Below are 20,647 nucleotides of genomic sequence, written 5' to 3'. Positions count from 1 at the left end.
TCAGTCACGGTTAATTCCTCGCCCTGCGTCACGCTTTGCCTGAAGTCTCCGCCCTATGTGTGGTAACGCACAGAGAGCGGCGGGCTTGATCCCTATAGTAAAAAACTTGCTCAAAATTCATCCACAGACTCAATTCACCCCCGGCACCGGCAAGCAAAAGCATGCATTCTTTCGTGCAGGATGAACGTATAGGCAGGTGAGGTGCCGCCCGCACCTTCGGCCACGCGATCCGCCAGACTAATTCGCGCTTTAACAGAGGCCAGCCATGCCCGAAATAATCCACGATTCCGCCATTCGCAACCCCGCCGCAGGCGCGGCGGAAGGCCTCACCGAGTTCCGGCGCCAGGAGGCCTTGCTGAAAACCGGGGCCTTGCAGAACGCGATTCTCAACAGCGCCAATTTCTCGATTATTGCCACCGACGAGAAAGGCATCATTCAATTATTCAATATCGGCGCCGAACGCATGCTGGGCTATCTGGCCGCCGAAGTCGTGAACAAGATCAACCCCAGCGACATTCACGACCCGCAGGAAGTGATGGCGCGCGCGCAGGCGCTGAGCCTCGAACTCGCCACCTCCATTACGCCGGGCTTCGAGGCATTGGCTTTCAAAGCTTCGCGCGGGATCGAGGACAGCTATGAATTGACCTACATCCGCAAGGACGGCAGCCGCTTTCCGGCCATCGTGTCGATCACCGCGTTGCGCGACGATTATGATGGCATTATCGGCTATCTGCTGATCGGCGCCGATAATTCCGTGCGCAAGCAGGTGGAAGCGGAGCTGATCAACGCCAAGGCCGCGGCGGAAAAAGCCAACCTCGCCAAATCGGATTTCCTTTCCAGCATGAGCCATGAGTTGCGCTCCCCGCTCAATGCGATCCTCGGTTTTGCCCAATTAATGGAGTCGGGTACGCCGTTGCCAACGCCTGCCCAAAAGGCCAGCATCGACCAGATTCTCCAGGCGGGATGGTATCTGCTGGAGCTGATTAACGAAATCCTCGATCTCGCATTGATCGAGTCCGGCAAACTTTCGCTGTCGCAGGAGCCTATGTCGCTGGTTGACGTCATGCTCGAATGCCAGGCGATGATCGAACCGCAGGCACAAAAAAGCGGCATCCGCGTGAGCTTTCCTCAGTTCGATGGCCCTTACTTTGTTAAAGCCGATCGGACCCGGGTGAAGCAGGTTCTGATCAACTTGCTTTCCAATGCGATCAAATACAACCGCGCGCGGGGAACGGTCGAAGTGACGTGCAGCGCCAGTACCGCAAATCGCATACGCATCAGCGTGCGGGATACCGGTGAAGGCTTGCCCCCCGAAAAACTCGCACAACTGTTTCAGCCGTTCAATCGTCTCGGACAAGAGGCCAGCGCCGAGGAAGGCACCGGCATCGGCCTGGTAGTCAGCAAGCGGCTGGTTGAATTGATGAGGGGCGAAATCGGCGTGGAAAGCACCGTCGGGGTGGGCAGCGTGTTCTGGATCGAACTGAACGTGGCGGCTGAACCACAACCTGCCTCCGGTTCAGACGAACCGCTTGCGCCAAATCAAGCGCGTGTTCTGCATGGCGCAGCGCTGCGCACCTTGCTGTATATAGAAGACAACCGGGCAAACATGCAGCTGGTTGAGCAACTCATCGCGCGTCGTCCCGATATGCGCTTGTTGAGTGCGGGCGATGGCACGCGCGGCATCGCGCTGGCGCGCACCCATCAGCCGGAAGTGATCCTGATGGACATCAATCTGCCTGGCATCAGCGGTATCCAGGCGCTGAAAATCCTGCGTGCCGATCCGGCAACGGCGCACATCCCGGTGCTTGCCATCAGCGCCAACGCCATGCCACACGATATCAAGAGAGGCCTGGAGGCAGGATTCTTCCGCTATCTCACCAAACCGATCAAAGTCAACGAGTTCATGGAGGCGCTGGACATGGCACTGGAACTTGCGGAAACAGAATTAGACGGCGCAATTAACCCGGGGGGCCTGTGATGATCAGTGCCGCCGATATTCTTAACGCCAGTATTTTGATCGTAGACGACCAGGAAGCCAATGTGCAGCTGCTGGAGCAAATGCTGCGTGGGGCCGGCTATCGGTGCATTACGTCGACGATGGATCCGCATTCCGTCTGCGCGCTGCATCGCAAGAACCGCTACGACCTGATTTTGCTCGACCTGCAGATGCCCGGCATGGATGGCTTCCAGGTGATGGAAGGCCTCAAGACAAATGCTGCGGACGGCTACCTTCCGGTCATCGTTCTCACCGCCCAACCGGGACACAAGCTGCGCGCGCTGCAGACCGGTGCCAAGGACTTCATCAGCAAGCCGTTCGATCTGGTCGAAGTCAAGACGCGCATCCACAACATGCTGGAAGTGCGGCTGTTGTACAAAAAACTCGAGAATTACAGCAAGGGACTGGAGCAGACGGTGCAGGAACGCACCGCCGAACTGCACGAAAGCGAAGCGCGCTATCGCAGCCTGACCGAACTGGCCTCCGACTGGTACTGGGAGCAGGACGAGAACGGGAACTTCACCAAGGTTTCCGGCCCGGTCCTGGAGATGCTCGGAATCCGGGTCGATACCTTGGTGGGAGAACCAGGCGGTGTTCAGCTGGCAGGCTGGAACGAGGCGGAGCGGGAAATGCTTCTGGTAAAGATTGCCGCCCGGCAGCCATTCCTGGATTTCGCATTCAGCCGCGTCAACGCCGATGGCTCGCAACAAAAGTTTCGGGTGAGCGGGGAGCCGATGTTCAACCAGTCCAGCCGCTTCATCGGTTATCGCGGAATCGGCGTGGAACTCACTGCATAGAAATAAAACACAGGATTTCGATAGTTCTCCATGTCATCACCCCATCGTCCGAATCAAAACCATCTTCTCGCCGCCCTGCCCACCGCGGAATTCGAGCGCTTGGCGGCGCATCTGGAACTGGTCCCGATGCCGCTCGGTGAAATCCTCTACGAACCCGGCGGACAGTTGCAGCACGCCTATTTCCCCACCACCGCCATCGTGTCGTTGCACTATGTCATGGAGTCTGGCGCCTCGGCCGAAACCGCGGGGGTGGGCAATGAAGGCGTCGTCGGTATTTCGCTGTTCATGGGCGGAGGCACCACGCCGAGTTCAGCCGTGGTACAGACCGCGGGCCACGCTTACCGGCTGGAGAGCGGCTTGCTGATGCAGGAATTCAATCGCGCCGGCTTGATGCAATCTTTGTTGTTGCGCTACACCCAGGCGTTGATTACCCAGATGACCCAGACCGCAGCCTGCAATCGGCACCATTCGATAGAGCAGCAACTGTGCCGCTGGCTATTGTTGACCCTCGATCGATTGCCTTCGAATGATGTGTTGATCATGACGCATGAATTGGTCGCCAGCATGCTCGGCGTGCGCCGGGAAGGCATTTCGGAGGCCGCCGGGAAATTGCAGCACGCCGGTTTTATTCGCTACCGTCGTGGCCACATTACCGTGCTTGAGCGGTCCGGACTGGAGACCCGCGCTTGCGAGTGCTACAGCGTGGTCAAGAAGGAATTGAGCCGCCTACTGTCCGACGTGCGGTACCGCCAAGACATTGCTACTGCTGTCCGATAACCGACTCCGGCCATCAGGCTTGCCCGGCGAACCGGTATCGGGAAACGATCTACCACATCGTCATAGCGCGTTTGGCGCCCAGCACGCGGTATACATCTTCTTCAGCAGGACATTTTGGAAATTACGGGCATGCCCTTTGGTCACGGGTTGCCGGATTACGGGGCTCAAGGCACTGGGACGACACTACGCGCCGCTGACTCACCTGAACCTTGGAATGGACCGAGGGGATTCTTGTTTTCCTCGAGCGAGTAAATTGAAGGTTGGCCGCCGGCCAGCGAGTAGATGACGACGCCATCCTTGACCAGGATGACCCCGCTAAAGCTCCAGCCGGTAACCTCGACCTTACGTTTGAAATTGAGGAAATCCGCCCAGAAATTTCCATAGCGCTTGCGCGATGAGGCCTGCTGAATTATCTCATAGCCTTGGCATGCGGCAAGTGCCTTGATGCAGTCCCTTACCCCGGGAGCCAATTCATCTGCACTGACCGAGGGACTTGGAATGAAACGGCGTATCACATCGGAATAAGTCAGGATGGTGATATTATTCGGATTCGATGCGTGATCCAACATGAGTGTCTTGAGGTCTGCGACTGTGGTTTGGTAAGGGACGATCTTGTTGAAGGCTTGCTCAGCTTCATGGTAACTCTGCCATGGACCCACTACGCTAGTGTGCGCACGCGGAAGCATGGAACTGCAACCGGTCAGTAAGACCGGAAAAAAAATGATTGCCAGCCTTGTTATGACCCGTCGCGTAGCACAGCCTCCACGTAAGTTGACTGGTTTCTTATGCCAACGTTACTTGAAAGTCTACTGCATAAATTTAGGTTGATCGAGGGGTGACGTGACCAGCATTGTTAGTACCAGGTTGATTGAGAGTAAATGATCTCCCCTCGTCCCTGGCGAATTTAGTGACACCGCAATCCGAGCCCAAAACAGACCACGACAGTGGGGCATCCAGGCGCGCCACATAAAGTATGGCGGACAAACCCCCCTTGGAGACGCCATCTTAATTCCAACTTTTCACGGGGCGTTATCTCAGTTGATGCCCAGGCCACACTACCACCGCTTGCGCAGACCGATGGCAACTCCATGCGAAAGCAACTCGAGGAAAAACGATTGTTTGCGGTTATGGGCGTAATATCCCGCCATGGTCCCAACGCCGAAACCGACAATGACATCGCTTTGCCAGTGCCCGCGCGCCTTGACGCGTGCTACGGCATCGTGAAGTTCGTTTACACGATGATCGATTCCGAACGGTCCGTCGGCGAATACCGGGGTTGCCTGCAGCATCGCTGCCAGGGAAAGCGAACTGTCAAGCTTACACAGCCTTTTGCATCGAAGCCCCCCTGCCCGAAAACGCGATATCGGCATATGCCATTGACCCCCATGACCGAGTGTCCATTGGATTACGACTGCATCAATCAGACTCATGGGGGCAGCCTCCCTGACTTGGAAAAACACGCGGGACGTAATGGAAGTGCATCGGATATCCAAAATTGACGCTGGAACAACAGGACGTGGTGGCTGTGCTAACGTTTAGGCTCTCCGGCGTGCGATGCGTCGCGGATGGATTGATCTATTGAGCTTTCGTCAGCAGCGCGCCACTCGATCGCGCCGAACTTGGTCTCGCCGAAGGAGTATGTATAGAGCAGGCTGAGGGTGGTCACGGTCTGGTGAGTGTCAGCAATGTCCGGATAGTGCGCGTTTCGTTGGGAAGTGTTGTACTTGAGCGTGACGGCGTGGGGACCGTGAACGCGCACGGTGAACGCCGCATCTCCGCGGAAGATATGCTCCGATCCCCGATCCTCGGTGGAGGCTACATCGCTGACATAGTATGAGCGCGCCGTCAAGTCGAGATTGGCTGCATCGCCGAACATCAGGCGCAGTGCCAGGAGCGCCTGCGGCGTGGCGCCGTAGTGGTAATCGCGTTCTTCTGTGCCGTGGATGGTCCCAGCCGCGCCATAGCCCAGACCGCCGAGAGCCGAGCCCTGAAGCGCCACCGTCTTCGAAAGCCACCACTGGGCGGTCGTTCCGAGAGAAACAGCCGTGCTCGAGACGCGAAATATTTGTGGCGATATATAATCGTAGCTCCCATAGAGGCCCCACACGCCGCGATAGGTATCGCCCACTTCGTACTCCTTTCCAACAAGAAGACCGCGGCTCATGATGTTCTCGAACACATTGGCGGTGGTGGCGGTGAATTCAAAATCGAAGTAGTCGAAAGGACGCGTATAGGTGTAGCCGGCCTTGCCGGGGAGCCCGTAGGCCATGTGAAAGTCCGCGGTCGCCGCATCGCGTTTTACATTTTGTGACACTGTCGCGTCGAACACGTTATCGACCTTGTTCCAGCCGAAACGCACGTATGTATAAACAGCCGGGTCGTGGCTGTCGAATACAGAGCGGAACCGGTCACCGAAGGCGAGCCGGGTGAAGCCGAGAGACGGGGCGATCGCCGCCGCGCCCAGCTCGCGCCAGAACCCGGGCGTTTCGCCTCCGCCCTCGAGCAACATGCTCGCCATCCGGAACAGCGGTTCGCCGAGGAAAGTTCCACCGAAGCCGGTGGTGACCAGGTCGTTGATGGAGGGCGGGCCCGTCTCGCCCGCTATCTCCCAAAGCCAGCTGCCGCCTAAGGTATACCCAAGCGATTCCCAGTAGTCGAGGCCGGTCGATCGCGCGAGCCCGTAGTAAATGGATCCCTGATACGGATGCATAAACTGGTTCACGGCGAACGGATCGGTGTCGACAACCCATGTGGCAGTCAAATTTTCTCGGACCGTGTGATAGGTGACGCCGTACACCTCCTTGTCAACGAAGTAGTAGTTGAATCGATTGAGCAGGATATTGAACCCCACGATTTCCCCGGCCGGGAGGAGATAGCTCTTGCCGGCCTTCGTTTCCTCGAATCGAAGCGGCTTTTTTGGTTTGGCGGGGGTTTCCTCGGAAGAGGGCTTGGGCGGGGTGTCCGTCGCGCCGGTGGGATTTTGCGCAAGAAAGTATCGGTCGTCCCCATCGAGCGGTCGTGGCAAGCCAAGATAAAGCATGGATGGAACGAACTCGCTTTTGTTCGCTTTGGATTCCTCGGCAAATACAGCACTTGGCGTGATGAGCGCCAGTGCGAGAGCAGCGCCAAGGAACATTATTCTCAGCTCGCTGCCATGCAAGTATCCGTCTCGGCTCGGTACTTTACCGGCCAAGGCCTTTTGAATTACGCGCGGCGTGTTCATGACATACTCGTTGCTTGGCTACTAAAAAGATTAGTCCGACTGACCTGTTTTTTGTTTGCGTGACAGTCTCTTTCAAATTGGTATGAAACTGACGAGGATTGTGACTAGATGTAAGTCAAAAATTAATTCACATCAGTGCTGTACCGAACATATGCCTTTAGCACATAAGGGGATGGAAGCGGCAACCCGGCATATTCCGGTTTTGCTCGTGCTTCTCGGTTACTCGATGATCAAGGGTGCGATGGACGTCTAAGGTCACTTAATACATGAAGGTGACAACGATGCAGCCAAAATGGCGATTCTCACTCTTGTCTTGACGGACGCCATCCCTGGCGTTCGCGCTTCGGGTGCACGGAAGCACGTCCAAGTCCCCGTATGTTCGCTAACGAACGGAATACACGCGGTTGGAGGTATATTGTGTTCAAATCGATGGGAGCAGAATCCGCGACCGCCGTTTGGCGCCCACAGAGACCTCTCTCGGGACTGAAATGCAAAACCGAGGTACACCCAGCGGGGCTTTGATTAACGGTGCAATCCCGGTTGTTATTTTCAGGATGCGCTGGTCTAGGTGTTGGCATAGCCGTACTAGAAGCCTCAATTGATATAACGAAGTGTAAGCGACGGTTATCACTGAAACGCGGTGCCGTGGCTCCATGCAGAAGGCTTTTCCCGATCCAAGTGATCTAATTGAAACAGGAGTCAACGATGAGAATTTTATTGAATAGAAGCTGGGTATGGATGGCTGTGTTGCTGATTGGCATGGCAGGTTGTGCGGGCACACAGACACAAGACAGCACCGGTGAATACATCGATGATGCGTCGATCACCACCAAAGTAAAGTCTGTGATGGTCGCCGACACGGAAGTGAGCGCCTTCCATATCAGCGTCGAAACCATTAAAGGCGTTGTGCATCTGACCGGATCCACCAATACCCAACACGAATCCGATAAGGCCGCGATGATTGCGCGTAATGTTGCCGGAGTAAAATCGGTCGTCAACGATATTCATATCAAGTAACGGTGGCAGGAGACTTATATGAATTGGGACACTGCCAAAGGTAATTGGACCCTGTTCAAAGGAAACATGAAGTTACAGTGGGGCAAGCTGACCCATGATCACCTGAGCAAGCTTGCGGGCCGGCGCGACCAGTTGACCGGCAAAATCCAGAAAGCCTATGGCGCCACAAAAAGGGTAACTGATGAGCAGGTCAGGGATTTGCCGCAGGTCAAGGAATTTGTCGGGCCCCATAAGGATCATGGTCCCCGTATTTAATGCTTCGCGGAGGAGAGGTTGTGCGTGGCTGTCTGTAACGCACGACTTTTTCCATAGTTGCAACTGGCATTAGAAAGGAGAGAGCCATGCTCTACTATGCTGCTGTATTTTTCGTGATCGCCATCATCGCCGGGATCTTCGGGTTCGGCGGTATCGCTGTGGGCGCCGCTGAAATTGCGCGCATTCTGTTTTTCATCTTTATCGTGATATTTCTCGTTAGTCTCGTTATGGGCCTCGGTAAAGGTAAATGGCGCCATTGAATGGGCGACTCAAGTTAAGTATGTAATACATTCACTCATGATCGGGAGTTGTAAATTGGAAATACTTCGCCGCCTCACCAAACCCGTCAGTCATCTGGTTGTTCTCGGTCTGCTCGCGCTGAGCCTGCATTTACCTGCAGCGCAAGCCGGCATGGTTGGCACCGAGGCGGTGGTCAACGCCGCCCAAGCGCAACAATACCGCGAGCGTCTGCACGACGCGCTCAACCGTAACGACGTGCGGGCCCAGCTGCTGGCCCGCGGCGTGGACCCCGCGCAGGTTCAGGCGCGCGTGGACAGCCTGACGGATGAAGAAATGCAGACCCTGGCAACCAATATGGATCAGCTACCGGCCGGCGGCGATGGTGTCGTTGGAGCGCTCGTGCTTATTTTTATCATATTGCTGATCACCGATATCCTTGGCTTGACTAACATCTTCCCGTTCGTCAAACATAACCGTTAAACGCGGTACTTGGTATTTGCCGAATGATTAACGCTCAAACCGCCTGGAATAATCCGGGCGGTTCTACGGTTAATGTTCCCCTGCTTACGGCCGTGAGATTCACTATGGCGAGGTGGATTGTGGTCGCGGTCTTCTCCATGCCGATGAAGCTGGCGGGCTCTTCGCCAGCACTTCATGTTTCCTGGCTCACTACATGAAGCTTATGACATCCTGTCGGCAAACGCATGATTGATGTCGCGATGACGGACTTCGTCATCCCGAATAGCGATGACAAGATCATGTAGCGATGCACTCGCCGGCAAACGCCAGTAGTCGATCGCAATCTGCGGGGCCGGAACGTTTTTGACGGAACCGCTGTCGATTTCCGCCAGATATTCTGTATATGAATTAATGGCCTCTTCTTCCAGGTAGCCGACGATACGGTGACATGTCTTCGGCGTTATCAAATACAGCAAGAAATACAAGTTGAACATCAGGCCTTGCACTATCAGTACGATCATCCGCTCCAACCACGTCGGTTTGGCAATTTTGACGAACGTCATCAGGTGCATGCGTTCATTTTCCGCTTCATCGAGCAGTGTTTTGATTTTACCGCGATCATTATGCATGGTGCGCAGTGATTTCATGTGTTGCAGCGCGCCTCCCACCATTCCGGGGATGGCTGCAACCGTTTCCAGCACCACCGCCCGGTGACCATAGCGCCTGGCAAAGAAAAGATCCGCGGGAACGCGCATCGCCTTAACAACAGCTAAAGCGATGTGATCAGAAATGGTTTTCGGCACATGGTGGGCAGTCATAAATCAATACAAGCTTGCATAAGGCGGCATAAAAATAATATCCCGCAGATGACCCGACCGATCTTAAAAAGGAAGAGAAAGCTTACAGTGAAAATTTATCGCCGTATGTACGAGATCGCACAGAGCGTCGTGGAGCGGGCAAGGATCAATGCCGTGACGTCACGGGTACTCATGAATACCCTCCATTCCAGGGCATTTCCGAAGTGCCTGCGTCATTTCGGCGGCGTCACCGAACCGGCGTAGAACACTTCGCACTCCCCGCCAGGAAAGAGGTCCCTTCCCTTCTTGAGCAGCCTGACCGCTGGCCCCGCGAGGGACATGAGGATATTCGGTTTCTCCACCACCGGTTTCTGGAACGGGCCATGTATTTTTTGCCGTACCATGGCGCAGCCCTGGGCGTCGATCAGCGCCATGGTCACGTCATCGAACCGCTGGTTGAGTAAATCAAGTCTTCCGGTCAGGGCAACACGGTTCTGTTTCGTCGCCATGGCCACGTCCTGCGAATGCGCCACGCCACGCTCGATCTTCCAGTCAGAGACGAGTATCCGGATCTCGCTGCTGCCCTCCGATCCCTGAAAGATGCTCGCAAAGTTGTACCCCTTCGTGACCACCATGCCGAAAGGCCCGGCAAAGAAGAAGGCGCCCACGTCCACGAGGTTGAAGTTCTGGCTGGTCTCATACCGGGCGAACTCCAGATCGAGGTCGGCGCCTTTGAGCGTGAGGTTCTCGCCCCGAAGCGAGATCTCTCCCTCCGCGGTCTGTAGCATCTCGTTCACGGTCTTTCCCTGCAACGACAGGTTTACGGAGAAGTCCATCGGCCCTTCTGCAACCTTATTCGGCGACAGGGCCTTGAAGAGTTCCTCGATAGGGAACTGGGGCAGGGAGTAGCGGACGTGGTAAATGGGGACAGCGCCGGAAAAGTCCGCCTGGATACTCCCCGATCCCTGCGCGCCGAAGAGATGCATCGTGATCGGCTTGAGATCGAAGACCCCATTCTTCCCGTCGGCCGATAACTTCAAATCGGACACCATGAAGTCATTTTTCCGAATCTCCCCGCAGGCGAGTTCCGCCGTGAAGGAAAGGTGCTTCAAGAGGTCTGAACTTTTCCCTTCCGCGAGCCGCAGGCGGCGCGTGCTCAGGTTGCAGTTTACCGCCTCGAATCCTTCCCCGGACGGTTTGTCCAAATAGAGGAGAGTCGCGTCCGAGAATGAAACACTCGCCAAGTTCAGAGCGGGTAACATTCCTCCGGCTGCCTCCGGTTTTTCGAAGTTGTACTTGCCGTCGTGGTCCCGCTCGATGGAGATCCTGGGCTGTTTCAGCGCAATCTTTCCGATCTGGACTTCCTGGTAGAGCAGAGGGAGGAGATCGATGCCAACGCTGGCCTGCTTCGCGGAGGCGAGGTCTGCTCCCCGGTTGCGGATGTTCACGTCCTGCAGTGTGACGTGCAAGCCTGGGAAGAAGCCGATCCCAACTCGGCCGCCAACTCTGACTTCCATCCCCAAAACTCCCGAGGCGGCCGCTTCCAACCGGGGCTTGTAGGCATTAGCATCCACAAAAAGATGCAAGGCCACTGCGACGAGGACAAGGAACACTACGAGTCCGCCGACGGCGAAGAGGATGATTTTAAGTGGCTTTGACATTGACCCGATCCAGGTTCATCAGGAGGGACTGGATCACATTCTAAGGCAGATGCATTGCAAAGAAGAAATCACGGACGAGATAAGTGTTTGAAAAGATGGTGGCTAGGGGCGGAATCGAACCGCCGACCTCAGCATTATGAGTGCCGCGCTCTAACCGTCTGAGCTACCTAGCCAAAGGGGCGCAAAAGATACCGATATCTGTCTGACCTGACAAGGGAAACGCGTCCGACCTGATCAAATCAGGGCTGGACGCTACACGTTAAACCGGAAGTGCATGACATCACCGTCGTGCACCACATAGTCCTTGCCTTCGAGCCGTAGCTTCCCGGCCTCACGCGCGCCGTGCTCTCCATGGCAGCGCACGAAATCGTCGAAGGCGATGGTCTCGGCACGGATAAAACCCTTTTCGAAATCCGTATGGATGACTCCCGCGGCCTGGGGGGCGTGGGCGCCTTGGCGGACCGTCCAGGCACGCACTTCCTTGGGGCCGACGGTAAAAAACGTCTGCAGGCCGAGCAGCTTATAGCCAGCACGGATGACGCGGTTCAGCCCCGGCTCTTCCAGGCCCATATCGGCAAGAAATACCTGTTTCTCTTCGGCGTTCATATCGGCCAGTTCCGCCTCGATGGCGGCGCAGATCGGCACCACCACGGAATTTTCCGAGCGCGCGAGTTGTTCGACCTGATCGAGATATGGATTGTTGGTAAAACCCTTCTCGTTCACGTTGGCAATGTACATGAGTGACTTGTCGGTGAGCAGGCACAGCGGCTTTAACAGCCTGTGCTCGTCATCGCTCAATCCCAAGCTGCGCACCGGCTGACCGCCGTTGAGATGCTTGCGCACGCGTGCCAGCAATTCGCGCAGTTTGATATCGTCCTTGTCACCGCTCTTGGTGCCTTTGTCCGCGCGCTGCATACCTTTCTCCACCGTATCCAGATCGGCCAGCGCCAATTCGGTATTGATGGTCTCGATATCCGCCAGCGGATTGATGCGGCCGGAGACATGCACGATGTTCTCGTCCTCGAAGCAGCGCACCACATGGGCGATGTCATCTACCTCGCGGATGTGGGCGAGAAATTTATTCCCCAGTCCTTCGCCTTTAGATGCACCGGCCACGAGGCCGGCGATGTCCACGAATTCGATCGTGGTCGGGAGGATTTTTTCGGGTTTGGCAATCTCCGCGAGTTGCAGCAGGCGCGGGTCCGGCACCTCGACGATACCGATATTAGGGTCAATCGTGCAGAAGGGATAATTTTCCGCGGCGATGCCCGCCTTGGTGAGCGCGTTGAAGAGCGTGGATTTGCCCACGTTCGGCAGGCCGACGATGCCGCATTTGAAACCCATCTTGAAATCTCGCTTACTGGTTGTGTGTGTGCAGACTGTTCATGACCTTCTGGAACTGACCATGGACGATGTCCGCGAAATGGGATTTGGCGCTGACGATGGCCGCATCGATCAACATCTGCTCCGCCGCCGACGCCTTCTTCAGCACGTACGACACGACCTGCGCGGCGTTGCCGGGATGGCCGATGCCGATACGCAGGCGCGCGTAGTCGGAGGTGCCGAGTTTCTGGGTAACATCGACAAGCCCGTTGTGACCACCGTCGCCGCCGCCGATTTTCAGCCGCACGGTTCCCGGCGGCAGGTCCAGCTCGTCGTGCACCACTAGAATTTCCGCGGCCGGAATTTTGTAATAGTGGGCGAATCGGGAAACCGCGTCGCCACTGTGGTTCATGAACGTTTGCGGCTCAAGCAGCCAGACGTCTTTGCCGCTCACAGTCAGCTTGCCGGCATTTGCCGAAAAGCGCGACTCGTTGTGCAATCTCTCGCCGGTAGCATCCAGCAAGACGTCCAGAAAACGGAACCCGGCGTTGTGCCGGGTTTCCGCGTACTCCGCGCCCGGATTCCCCAGGCCAACGATGAGGGAAATCCCCTGCGCCACGTCGTCGCTCCGCGAAGGGGATTACTTGCCTTCCTTCTTGGGTGCTTCTTTCTTGGGCGCCTCTCCCTTCTTGGCTTCCGCCTTGGGTGCCTCGCCTTTCTTGGCTTCGCCCGCCTTGGCCTCGCCGGGTTTCGCCTCGCCTTCGGCCGGCGCCGCCGCAGCCGCTTCGCCTTCCGCCGGTGCGGCCACCACAGGAGCCACTTCTTCCACCACGCGAATAGTAGTGACGGCACCCACCGCCAGGTCATCGCCGCCATGCGCGAGGCTCGTGATGCTCACGCCTGCGGGCAGCTTGATGTTGGATAGATGCACCGACTCATTGATATTCAGGGCTGACAGATCCACCGTCAGGAACTCGGGCAGGTCCTTGGGAAGACAGGTGATGTCCACGTCGGTCATGAGATGCGTGACGATACCGCCATCGATCTTCACGCCCGGGGCCACGTCGCCGCCCTCGAAGTGCAGCGGCACCTTCATGTGAATCTTCTCGGTAGCGCTGATGCGCTGCAGGTCAACATGCATCACCACCGGCTTGTACGGGTGCATGTACCAGTCACGCAGAATGGCCTGGTCCGTGTCGCCGCCAACCTTCACGGTCAGGATCGAGGTGTGAAACTTTTCATTCGCCAGATGACGCGACATCGCATTGTGGTCCAGCGAAACCATCATCGGCTCCTTGCCCGCTCCATACAGGACGGCGGGTACTTTTCCGCTACGGCGAAGGCGGCGGCTCGCACCCGTACCTTTCGCTGCGCGCGGTTCGGCAATCAATTCAAATTTAGCGCTCATTGTCAGTCTCCAATATTGTTAAACATCTCCCGCCTCTCCCGCGACCAGGATCGGAGGGTACAGAAAAGACACGGGGCACAGGCCCCATGCCCGAAACTTTTACTCCATGAACAGCTCGCTGACCGAATCCTCTTCCGCGATGCGGCGCATCGATTCGGCGAGCAGCTCGGCCACGCTCAGCTGGCGGATGCGCCGGCAGGCCCTGGCTTCCGGCTTGAGCGGGATGGTATCCGTCACCACCAGCTCATCGAGATCAGACTTGCTGATCCGCTCCACCGCGCTGCCGGAAAGTACCGGGTGCGTGCAATACGCCAGCACCCTGCGTGCGCCGTGGCTCTTCAGCGCCCCGGCCGCCTCGCACAGCGTCCCGGCGGTGTCCACGAGGTCGTCCATCAGCACGCAGGTCCGGCCTTCGACCTCGCCGATGATGTGCATTACCTTGGCCTCGTTCGGCTTTGGGCGGCGCTTGTCGATAATCGCGAGGTCCGCTTCCAGATGCTTGGCCATCGCGCGGGCCCGCACCACGCCGCCCACATCCGGCGACACCACGAGCAGGTCCTTGAACTCCTGCCGCCATATGTCGCCGAGTAGCACCAGCGAAGAATAAACGTTGTCCGTCGGGATGTTGAAAAATCCCTGGATCTGGTCGGCATGCAGATCCATTGTCAACACCCGGTGCGCGCCGGAAATTGTGATCATGTCCGCCACCAGTTTGGCGGTGATCGCCACCCGCGCCGTGCGCGGTCGCCGATCCTGGCGCGCATAACCATAATAAGGTATCACCGCGGTGATGCGCCGCGCCGAGGAGCGCTTCACCGCGTCGATCATGACCAGCAACTCCATCAGATTGTCGTTGCTGGGCGAGCACGTGGGCTGGACGATGAACACATCCTTGCCGCGCACGTGTTCCATGATCTCGACCTGGATCTCGCCATCCGAGAAACGGCCGACCACCGACTTGCCGAGGGGCAATCCCAGGTGCCGCACCACCAGCTCCGCGAGCGCCGGATTGGCGTTCCCGGTAAACACCACCATGTTGTCCAAGGACACGCGATTTCCCCTGTGATACGGGTGATCCAATACATAAACTGGTTGGGGCGCCAGGATTGCTCGCCCCGTCCCTGGGGCTCGCCCTCGCCACAAAGTGGCTCGGGCCAGTCGCTTCGCGCCTGTCCAAATTCAGTTCTAAGCTCGATCTTCCTATCTCGCTAAGAACTCCAGGGCTTGCCATCCATGGCAAGCCCGCTCGATGTAGCGCGATTCAGTGAATCGCAATCGCTCCATCTCGCCCCGGCGAATTTGTCGAACCCGTCAGCTTCTCATCCTGGCACATCAACTACAAAATCTGGTTGGGGCGCCAGGATTCGAACCTGGGAATGCCGGAATCAAAATCCGGTGCCTTACCGCTTGGCTACGCCCCAGTAATAACGAAACCGTCCGAACCCAGGCCGCTCTCGGCATCCTGCCTCCCGCGGCATTAGTACGTCCCTGTACGTCAGAATACCGGAGGCAACGACGGGCGCCGAACACGCGGTCCCGAATCTGAATATCACCGAACCATATATAAAGGATGCCGGTTCATCCCTCGCGCCACAAAACCGGAAAACGGTTTGGGAATTCTTTCCAGAATCTTCCGGCCGTGGTCCGCCCCCGTCACCTTCAGGAACACGCAGCCGCCCGAACCCGACATGCGTGGCGCGCCGAACTCGGCCAGCAGCCGTATCGCGCGGTCCACCTCCGGATAGCGGTTGCGCACCAGCGGTTCCAGGTCGTTTTGCAGCCCACGCCCTGCGTGAAAGTCGCGTATTGTGAGGGGCGGGCTATAACGTGTCAATTCAGGGTCGGCAAAAACCTGCGCCGTGGAGACATGCACCGGTGGCACCACCACCAGATACCAAGCCTCTTCCGGCTCGATGGGGGTCAGGATTTCTCCAATCCCTTCGGCCCAGGCCGCCTGCCCCCGGACGAAGACCGGCACATCCGTGCCAAGCCTGAGCCCCAGCGTGGCGAGTTCCGTGCGGGAAAGCTTCGCGTCCCACAGCTCATTCAAGGCCAGAAGGGTCGTGGCGGCATCGGAACTGCCACCCCCGAGCCCGCCACCGGCGGGGATGCGCTTGGTCAGACGGATTTGCACACCGCGGCGGATACCGGTAGTCTCTTGCAGCAGCCGCGCGGCGCGTACCGCCAGGTCCTTGTCCTCGTCCACTCCGGGAAACGGCGTGGTGCGCGTGACGCGTGCATCGTCCGTCATCGTGAATTCCAGTTCATCGCCGTAATCGAGAAACTGGAAAACCGTCTGCAAGCTGTGATAACCGTCCGCGCGCCGTCCCGTGATACGAAGAAAATGATTCAGCTTTGCCGGCGCCGGCCAGGTTTGCATCCCGAAACTCCTGTTTATATTTATTTGGATAATGCCCAGCGTTCGATGACCAGTCGCACTTCGAGCGTGGCATCATTGGCCGGGCTGCCGTTCATGCCACGGCCCTGTCTCTTGATGAAGAGTTTACTCGGCAAGTCGAGGGCACCGTAGCGGGCGTATTCCAGAAAGCGAATGTCCCAGCCGGACTGGGACAGCGTTTTCAAGCGTCCCTGCGGGTCCAGCTCCTGGCTTGCAGCGGAATCGGGCAAAGGCAGGCCGAGAACCCAGTAATTGAGCCCATCGAGCGGCAAGAGCCAGCCGGTGGTCTGGTATAAAAGTTGCTCCGGATTTTCCGCGTGCCAGCTATGCTGATCGGCATCGCGCAATTCCGCTCCCTGGTTGTCTCGCGTCAATCGCAAATGCCCGCGCCCCAGGGGACCGATGATATCGATGCGATGCCGGTCACCCTCGCGCACCCAACTCAGCGACGCTTGCCAGCCCTCCTCGGCCGTGCGCATCGACATGCGCCCCTGGATTTTCCAGGTCGTAATCGGGCGCAATTCCGTCTGTCGCGCCTGCCAGGTGGCGGCGGGATTCTCGACCGGGGGAAGCGCAGGTGCGGTAGCGCACCCGGCCGCGAGCGCGGTCAGGCCAAGGAGGCCCGCCGCATATCTCATGGTTTGAATTTCTTGATGACGCCGTTAAGCGCTTCGTTATCCGGCGTTTCGCGCAGCGCGCTGTTCCAGACGGACTCGGCTTCGCGATGATTGCCCATGACCCACAGCACCTCGCCGAGATGCGCGGCGATTTCCGCGTCGTTGCGTATGTCCAGCGCGCGCCTGAGGTATTTCACCGATTCCGCGTAATTACCGAGCCGGTATTGCAGCCAACCCATGCTGTCCATGATGTAAGCGTCGTCCGGTTTCAGCGCGATCGCCTGATTCAGCAATTCAAGCGCTTCCTGGAAACGCGTGGTGCGGTCCGTGAGCGTGTAACCAAGTGCGTTGAGCGCGTTGACGTTCTTCGGGTCATGCTGAAGGATTTCGCGCAGGTCGTGTTCGGTCACGTCGAGCATACCGAGTTTCTCGGCCGCCAGGGAACGGGCATAGAGCAGGTCCTTGTCTCCGGGCACAGCTTGGATCGCGGCATTCAGTACTTCTAGCGCCTCGCGATACAGTTTGGCCTCGCGCAGAATCGTTTCCTGGGCGAGCGCCACTTGCACGCGCTGCTGATCGTTTTGCGCCTTGATGCCATCCAGTTGCCGGCGCGCTCCGGCCAGATCGCCCTGCCTCGCCAGCACCACACCGATCCGTAACTGCGCCTCGAAATAATATTCACCGGCATCCACCTCGCGGTACCAATGGACGGCTTCCGCGTAACGCTTGCCTTGTTCGGCGACCTGCCCCAGATACAGTCGCGCCTGATCGTTCTCCGGGCGGAGCTCGAGAGCGCGTTTCAGATATTTCTCCGCCTCTTCCAGACGGTTGTTCTGCAGCGATAGCAGGCCCACGGCATAAATAGTGTCGGCATCGTCCGGGGCGTCCGCGGCCACGCGTTTGAACTCCACGAGCGCTTTCTGCCATTCCTTCTGGTCGATCAGGAAACGCGCATAATTGAGCCGGACGTTGGTCGCGCGCGGGTTGCGATCGAGGAACGATTCAAAAAAGGCGCGTGCCTTGTCCGGATCTTTCTGTGAGAGCAGAAGACGCGCCTTGAACAGCGCCGCCTCCTCCCAGTCCGGACGCAGTTTCAGTACCTCGTCGATGGTTGCCAGGGCTTTATCCAGGTCTCCACCACGGACCATGAGATGCGCCATGGCGAAATGCGCCGAGGCACTGCGCGGATTCAGCGCGACCAGGGATTGCATCACATCGATCGCCGCGGCTCGATTGCTGGCACGTCCCAGCACCGCGGCAGCGCGCAGGTAAGCCTGATCCAGGTTGCGGCGGGTTTCCTCCAGGCCGAAAAGCGCCTCGAACTGGCTCTTGGCCTCCGCGACCCGGTCAAGCTCGAGCAGCGCACTGATCATCGCTTCTCTGGCCTCGGCATCGCCTGGCTGCAAATCAATCCACAGTTGCGCCGACTGTATCGCCTCGTCATAACGCTTGGCATAAAGTGCGGCCAGCGTCGCGCGCTCGGCAACACGCGGATCGCGCGTCTCCTGCGCCACCTTGCCGAGGGTTGCCGCTGCCACACCGATCTGGCCCCGCTGACCGGCCATCTCGCCCACCAGGATGTCATAAAGCATTTCCTGGTCCAGGTTGACCTTGGGGAGGGTCTCTTCGGCCTTGGCGGCCGGCGGAGTCGCTTCGTGCGACGGCCCGGTCTGCGCCGTGCCGGCACAGGCCGTCAGCAAGGAAAATGTCAATAAAACCGGGATGACGTTAAAACGGGAAATGATCATATATAGTAGTTCTCGAACAGCTAAAGATGACAGGCTGAGTGTCTTTATGACCGCCGCTGCGCGCGGAGTTTCACCGCACCATCTAAAATAGTCATTACAAGTCTCTATTATCCAGAATAGGTGCGCAACCGGCGAACAGGACTGGTATCGGGATACTATTCAGATTGCGCCTAACGGCGCGGACATATCATGAATTCACTGGTTTTGCTGATCATGGTCGTGGTGGTATTTGCCTTTGGCTACCGCTTCTACTCCAAGCTTCTGAAGTTGGGCGTCTTCCGCCTTGGGGAAGATTATAGTACACCTTCGCCCGACCGGCCTGCCGAGGCCGAATCCGGCGTGTTCGGCCGCCACCTGCTCTTCGGTCACCATGTGGCTTCGCTTGCCGCCGGCGCCGCCATTACCGGCGGCATCACTTCATTAATATGGGGATGGGTTCCGGCTTTTCTATGGGCCGTGGTCGGCACCGTGGTCGCGGCCGGCACTTACGGGCTGGGCGCGCTGTGGTTGTCCCTGCATTATCCCGGCCGCAATCCGGCCGAAATCGCCGCGCGTCTGCTGGGCGCTCCGGCACACGGACTCTTTGCGCTGGTCGCGTTTCTGCTATTGCTCATCATGAATTCGGTCTGCGCCACGCTGGCGGCGCAACTCCTGTCGGCGTTTCCCGCTTCGGTGCTGCCATTCTGGATCGTCACTGCATTGGCGCTGCCCCTGGGAAATTTTCTGCGTGGCAGGGAAGACTTCGAGATTATTCCTGCCTCCCTGATCGCGCTCGCCTTGAGTCTCATGGTCGTGTGGCTGCTCGGCGATTATCCGCTGAGCTTTACCGGAGCGCTGCATCTCGAAACGGCCGAGTCGTATTTCCCGTTCGATGCCACGGTGGTCTGGGTCATGCTTCTGTTCTCCTACGGCTATTACGTCACGCGCCTGCCGATGTGGAAACTGATGCGTCCGCGCGGCTATCTCACCGCGCTGCTGCTGGGGACATCCCTTTTGATTTTTTTCACCGTAGTGATGATCGATCAGCCCAGCCTGGTGGCGCCGGAATTCCACTCAGGCCCCGGCATTCCGGATACACTTCCGTGGCTGTTCGTGACACTCACTTCCGGCGCCGTGGCGGGGTTTCACCTGCTGGTCGCCAATGCCGTCACCGTGCGCCAAATGAAACGCGAAGCCGACGCACGCTATATCGGTTACGGCGGAGCCTTGGCGCTGGGGCTGCTGGCATTGAGCGCCATCATCATCGGGAGCACCGGACTGCCGAACGTCCAGGACTGGAACCAGCGTTACACGTCATGGGAAACATTCATGGATTTGCACGCTGTCCCCGAACTATATATCAACGGATTTGCGCGTCACGCTGCGGGACTGGGATTGGACATGGAGTTCGCACGCTCGCTCATGGCAGTAGTGGTTATCGGCCTGCTTGTCGCAACTCTGGAGGCCGGGCTGCGCGCACAAAAACAGCTGCTCTCCGGGTTGACCGAGCGCTATCCCGCTTTCATCCCGGGCAATGAAAAAGCTTTGATCGCGACAGCCGTCGGTTTGTCGGCTCTGCTTGCGCTGCATGACGGTCATGGCCGCGGCGGGCTCGCGCTATGGCCGCTCTTCGGCGTGACCGACCAGTTCCTTGCCATTCTCGGATTCGCCTTGCTGGCCGTGGCACTGCGGCACCTGGAACGACCTGTGGCGGCGGTGATCGTGCCGCTGGTTTTCCTGCTGGTTGCCGCCAATTGGGGGCTGGGCGTGCTGATGATGCAGTGGTGGTCGGACAATCGCTGGATATTGCTCCTGCTGGCCATCCTATTAATAACCACGGAACTCGGGGTAACATTCCTGACCCTTAACGCATTGAAGTCGCCGCGGCCGCCCCAAACTTGACAGCGGACCCTGATGGGTCAAAATCGCAGGCAATAGCGCCTATTACCCGG

Annotated in this window: 20 protein-coding genes and 2 tRNA genes; 8 read left to right on the top strand and 14 right to left on the bottom strand. The window is 57.9% G+C overall.

Annotated elements, in window-relative coordinates:
* The first annotated feature begins 265 nt into the window (after positions 1 to 265).
* The 3 genes from WB402_RS02425 to WB402_RS02415 are packed head-to-tail and all read left to right on the top strand — an operon-like array spanning position 266 to position 3,570.
* Positions 266 to 1,978 carry a PAS domain-containing hybrid sensor histidine kinase/response regulator gene (locus WB402_RS02425; RefSeq protein WP_424205318.1) on the top strand — a complete coding sequence of 571 codons (1,713 nt, stop codon included), beginning with the start codon at positions 266 to 268 and terminating at the stop codon, positions 1,976 to 1,978.
* Entirely contained in the window at positions 1,978 to 2,793 is an 816-nt protein-coding gene (locus tag WB402_RS02420) for a response regulator (protein WP_424205317.1), read from the top strand. The genes WB402_RS02425 and WB402_RS02420 overlap by 1 nt, the downstream gene beginning before the upstream one ends.
* Before the next feature lie 30 nt (positions 2,794 to 2,823).
* The gene (locus tag WB402_RS02415; RefSeq protein ID WP_424205316.1) at positions 2,824 to 3,570 is read left to right on the top strand and encodes a Crp/Fnr family transcriptional regulator; all 747 of its coding nucleotides are present in this window, start codon (positions 2,824 to 2,826) and stop codon (positions 3,568 to 3,570) included.
* 164 nt (positions 3,571 to 3,734) lie between these two features.
* On the opposite strand, the gene WB402_RS02410 is transcribed toward WB402_RS02415, so the two are convergent.
* The 3 genes from WB402_RS02410 to WB402_RS02400 all read right to left on the bottom strand — a co-directional run bounded on the left by WB402_RS02410 (position 3,735) and on the right by WB402_RS02400 (position 6,793).
* Positions 3,735 to 4,139, bottom strand: coding sequence for a hypothetical protein (locus WB402_RS02410; protein WP_424205315.1), 405 nt, complete (start codon positions 4,137 to 4,139; stop codon positions 3,735 to 3,737).
* Between the two features lie 486 nt (positions 4,140 to 4,625).
* A complete protein-coding gene (locus WB402_RS02405) occupies positions 4,626 to 4,859 on the bottom strand; it encodes a hypothetical protein (RefSeq protein ID WP_424205314.1) in 234 nt (77 codons plus the stop codon).
* Between the two features lie 239 nt (positions 4,860 to 5,098).
* Positions 5,099 to 6,793 carry a DUF3943 domain-containing protein gene (locus WB402_RS02400; RefSeq protein WP_424205313.1) on the bottom strand — a complete coding sequence of 565 codons (1,695 nt, stop codon included), beginning with the start codon at positions 6,791 to 6,793 and terminating at the stop codon, positions 5,099 to 5,101.
* Between the two features lie 705 nt (positions 6,794 to 7,498).
* Here WB402_RS02400 and WB402_RS02395 point away from each other — a divergent pair.
* The 4 genes from WB402_RS02395 to WB402_RS02380 all read left to right on the top strand — a co-directional run bounded on the left by WB402_RS02395 (position 7,499) and on the right by WB402_RS02380 (position 8,785).
* Entirely contained in the window at positions 7,499 to 7,810 is a 312-nt protein-coding gene (locus WB402_RS02395) for a BON domain-containing protein (protein ID WP_424205312.1), read from the top strand.
* An 18-nt stretch (positions 7,811 to 7,828) separates the two neighbouring features.
* Positions 7,829 to 8,065, top strand: coding sequence for a CsbD family protein (locus tag WB402_RS02390; RefSeq protein ID WP_424205311.1), 237 nt, complete (start codon positions 7,829 to 7,831; stop codon positions 8,063 to 8,065).
* 86 nt (positions 8,066 to 8,151) lie between these two features.
* Entirely contained in the window at positions 8,152 to 8,325 is a 174-nt protein-coding gene (locus WB402_RS02385) for a DUF1328 domain-containing protein (RefSeq protein WP_424205310.1), read from the top strand.
* Positions 8,326 to 8,380: 55 nt separating this feature from the next.
* Entirely contained in the window at positions 8,381 to 8,785 is a 405-nt protein-coding gene (locus WB402_RS02380; protein WP_424205309.1) for a PA2779 family protein, read from the top strand.
* A 200-nt stretch (positions 8,786 to 8,985) separates the two neighbouring features.
* On the opposite strand, the gene WB402_RS02375 is transcribed toward WB402_RS02380, so the two are convergent.
* The 11 genes from WB402_RS02375 to WB402_RS02325 all read right to left on the bottom strand — a co-directional run bounded on the left by WB402_RS02375 (position 8,986) and on the right by WB402_RS02325 (position 18,716).
* A complete protein-coding gene (locus tag WB402_RS02375; protein ID WP_424205308.1) occupies positions 8,986 to 9,582 on the bottom strand; it encodes an alternative oxidase in 597 nt (198 codons plus the stop codon).
* A gap of 212 nt (positions 9,583 to 9,794) precedes the next feature.
* On the bottom strand, positions 9,795 to 11,222 hold the full coding sequence (locus WB402_RS02370) for an AsmA family protein (RefSeq protein WP_424205307.1): 1,428 nt from the start codon (positions 11,220 to 11,222) through the stop codon (positions 9,795 to 9,797).
* A 96-nt stretch (positions 11,223 to 11,318) separates the two neighbouring features.
* Positions 11,319 to 11,395, bottom strand: a tRNA-Met gene (locus WB402_RS02365).
* Between the two features lie 79 nt (positions 11,396 to 11,474).
* The gene (ychF, locus tag WB402_RS02360; RefSeq protein ID WP_424205306.1) at positions 11,475 to 12,566 is read right to left on the bottom strand and encodes a redox-regulated ATPase YchF; all 1,092 of its coding nucleotides are present in this window, start codon (positions 12,564 to 12,566) and stop codon (positions 11,475 to 11,477) included.
* A gap of 13 nt (positions 12,567 to 12,579) precedes the next feature.
* On the bottom strand, positions 12,580 to 13,164 hold the full coding sequence (gene pth / locus WB402_RS02355) for an aminoacyl-tRNA hydrolase (protein ID WP_424205305.1): 585 nt from the start codon (positions 13,162 to 13,164) through the stop codon (positions 12,580 to 12,582).
* A 21-nt stretch (positions 13,165 to 13,185) separates the two neighbouring features.
* Positions 13,186 to 13,953, bottom strand: coding sequence for a 50S ribosomal protein L25/general stress protein Ctc (locus WB402_RS02350; RefSeq protein ID WP_424205304.1), 768 nt, complete (start codon positions 13,951 to 13,953; stop codon positions 13,186 to 13,188).
* Positions 13,954 to 14,052: 99 nt separating this feature from the next.
* Positions 14,053 to 14,988, bottom strand: coding sequence for a ribose-phosphate pyrophosphokinase (locus WB402_RS02345; RefSeq protein ID WP_424205346.1), 936 nt, complete (start codon positions 14,986 to 14,988; stop codon positions 14,053 to 14,055).
* Between the two features lie 311 nt (positions 14,989 to 15,299).
* Positions 15,300 to 15,374 (bottom strand) — tRNA-Gln (locus tag WB402_RS02340).
* Positions 15,375 to 15,502: 128 nt separating this feature from the next.
* A complete protein-coding gene (gene ispE / locus WB402_RS02335) occupies positions 15,503 to 16,333 on the bottom strand; it encodes a 4-(cytidine 5'-diphospho)-2-C-methyl-D-erythritol kinase (protein ID WP_424205303.1) in 831 nt (276 codons plus the stop codon).
* Positions 16,334 to 16,353: 20 nt separating this feature from the next.
* Positions 16,354 to 16,989: a lipoprotein insertase outer membrane protein LolB gene (lolB, locus tag WB402_RS02330; RefSeq protein ID WP_424205302.1), complete on the bottom strand. Its 636-nt coding sequence runs from the start codon at positions 16,987 to 16,989 to the stop codon at positions 16,354 to 16,356.
* Positions 16,986 to 18,716, bottom strand: a complete 1,731-nt coding sequence (locus WB402_RS02325) for a tetratricopeptide repeat protein (RefSeq protein WP_424205301.1) — start codon at positions 18,714 to 18,716, stop codon at positions 16,986 to 16,988. The genes lolB and WB402_RS02325 overlap by 4 nt, the downstream gene beginning before the upstream one ends.
* 189 nt (positions 18,717 to 18,905) lie before the next feature.
* Here WB402_RS02325 and WB402_RS02320 point away from each other — a divergent pair, with 189 nt between their 5' ends.
* A complete protein-coding gene (locus WB402_RS02320) occupies positions 18,906 to 20,597 on the top strand; it encodes a carbon starvation CstA family protein (RefSeq protein ID WP_424205300.1) in 1,692 nt (563 codons plus the stop codon).
* Positions 20,598 to 20,647 lie beyond the last annotated feature (50 nt).

It is taken from the genome of Sulfuricaulis sp. (assembly GCF_049587675.1).
Classification (GTDB): domain Bacteria; phylum Pseudomonadota; class Gammaproteobacteria; order Acidiferrobacterales; family Sulfurifustaceae; genus Sulfuricaulis.
Note: the sequence above shows the minus strand (reverse complement) of the source record. Positions and strands in the feature narration are given on the sequence as shown.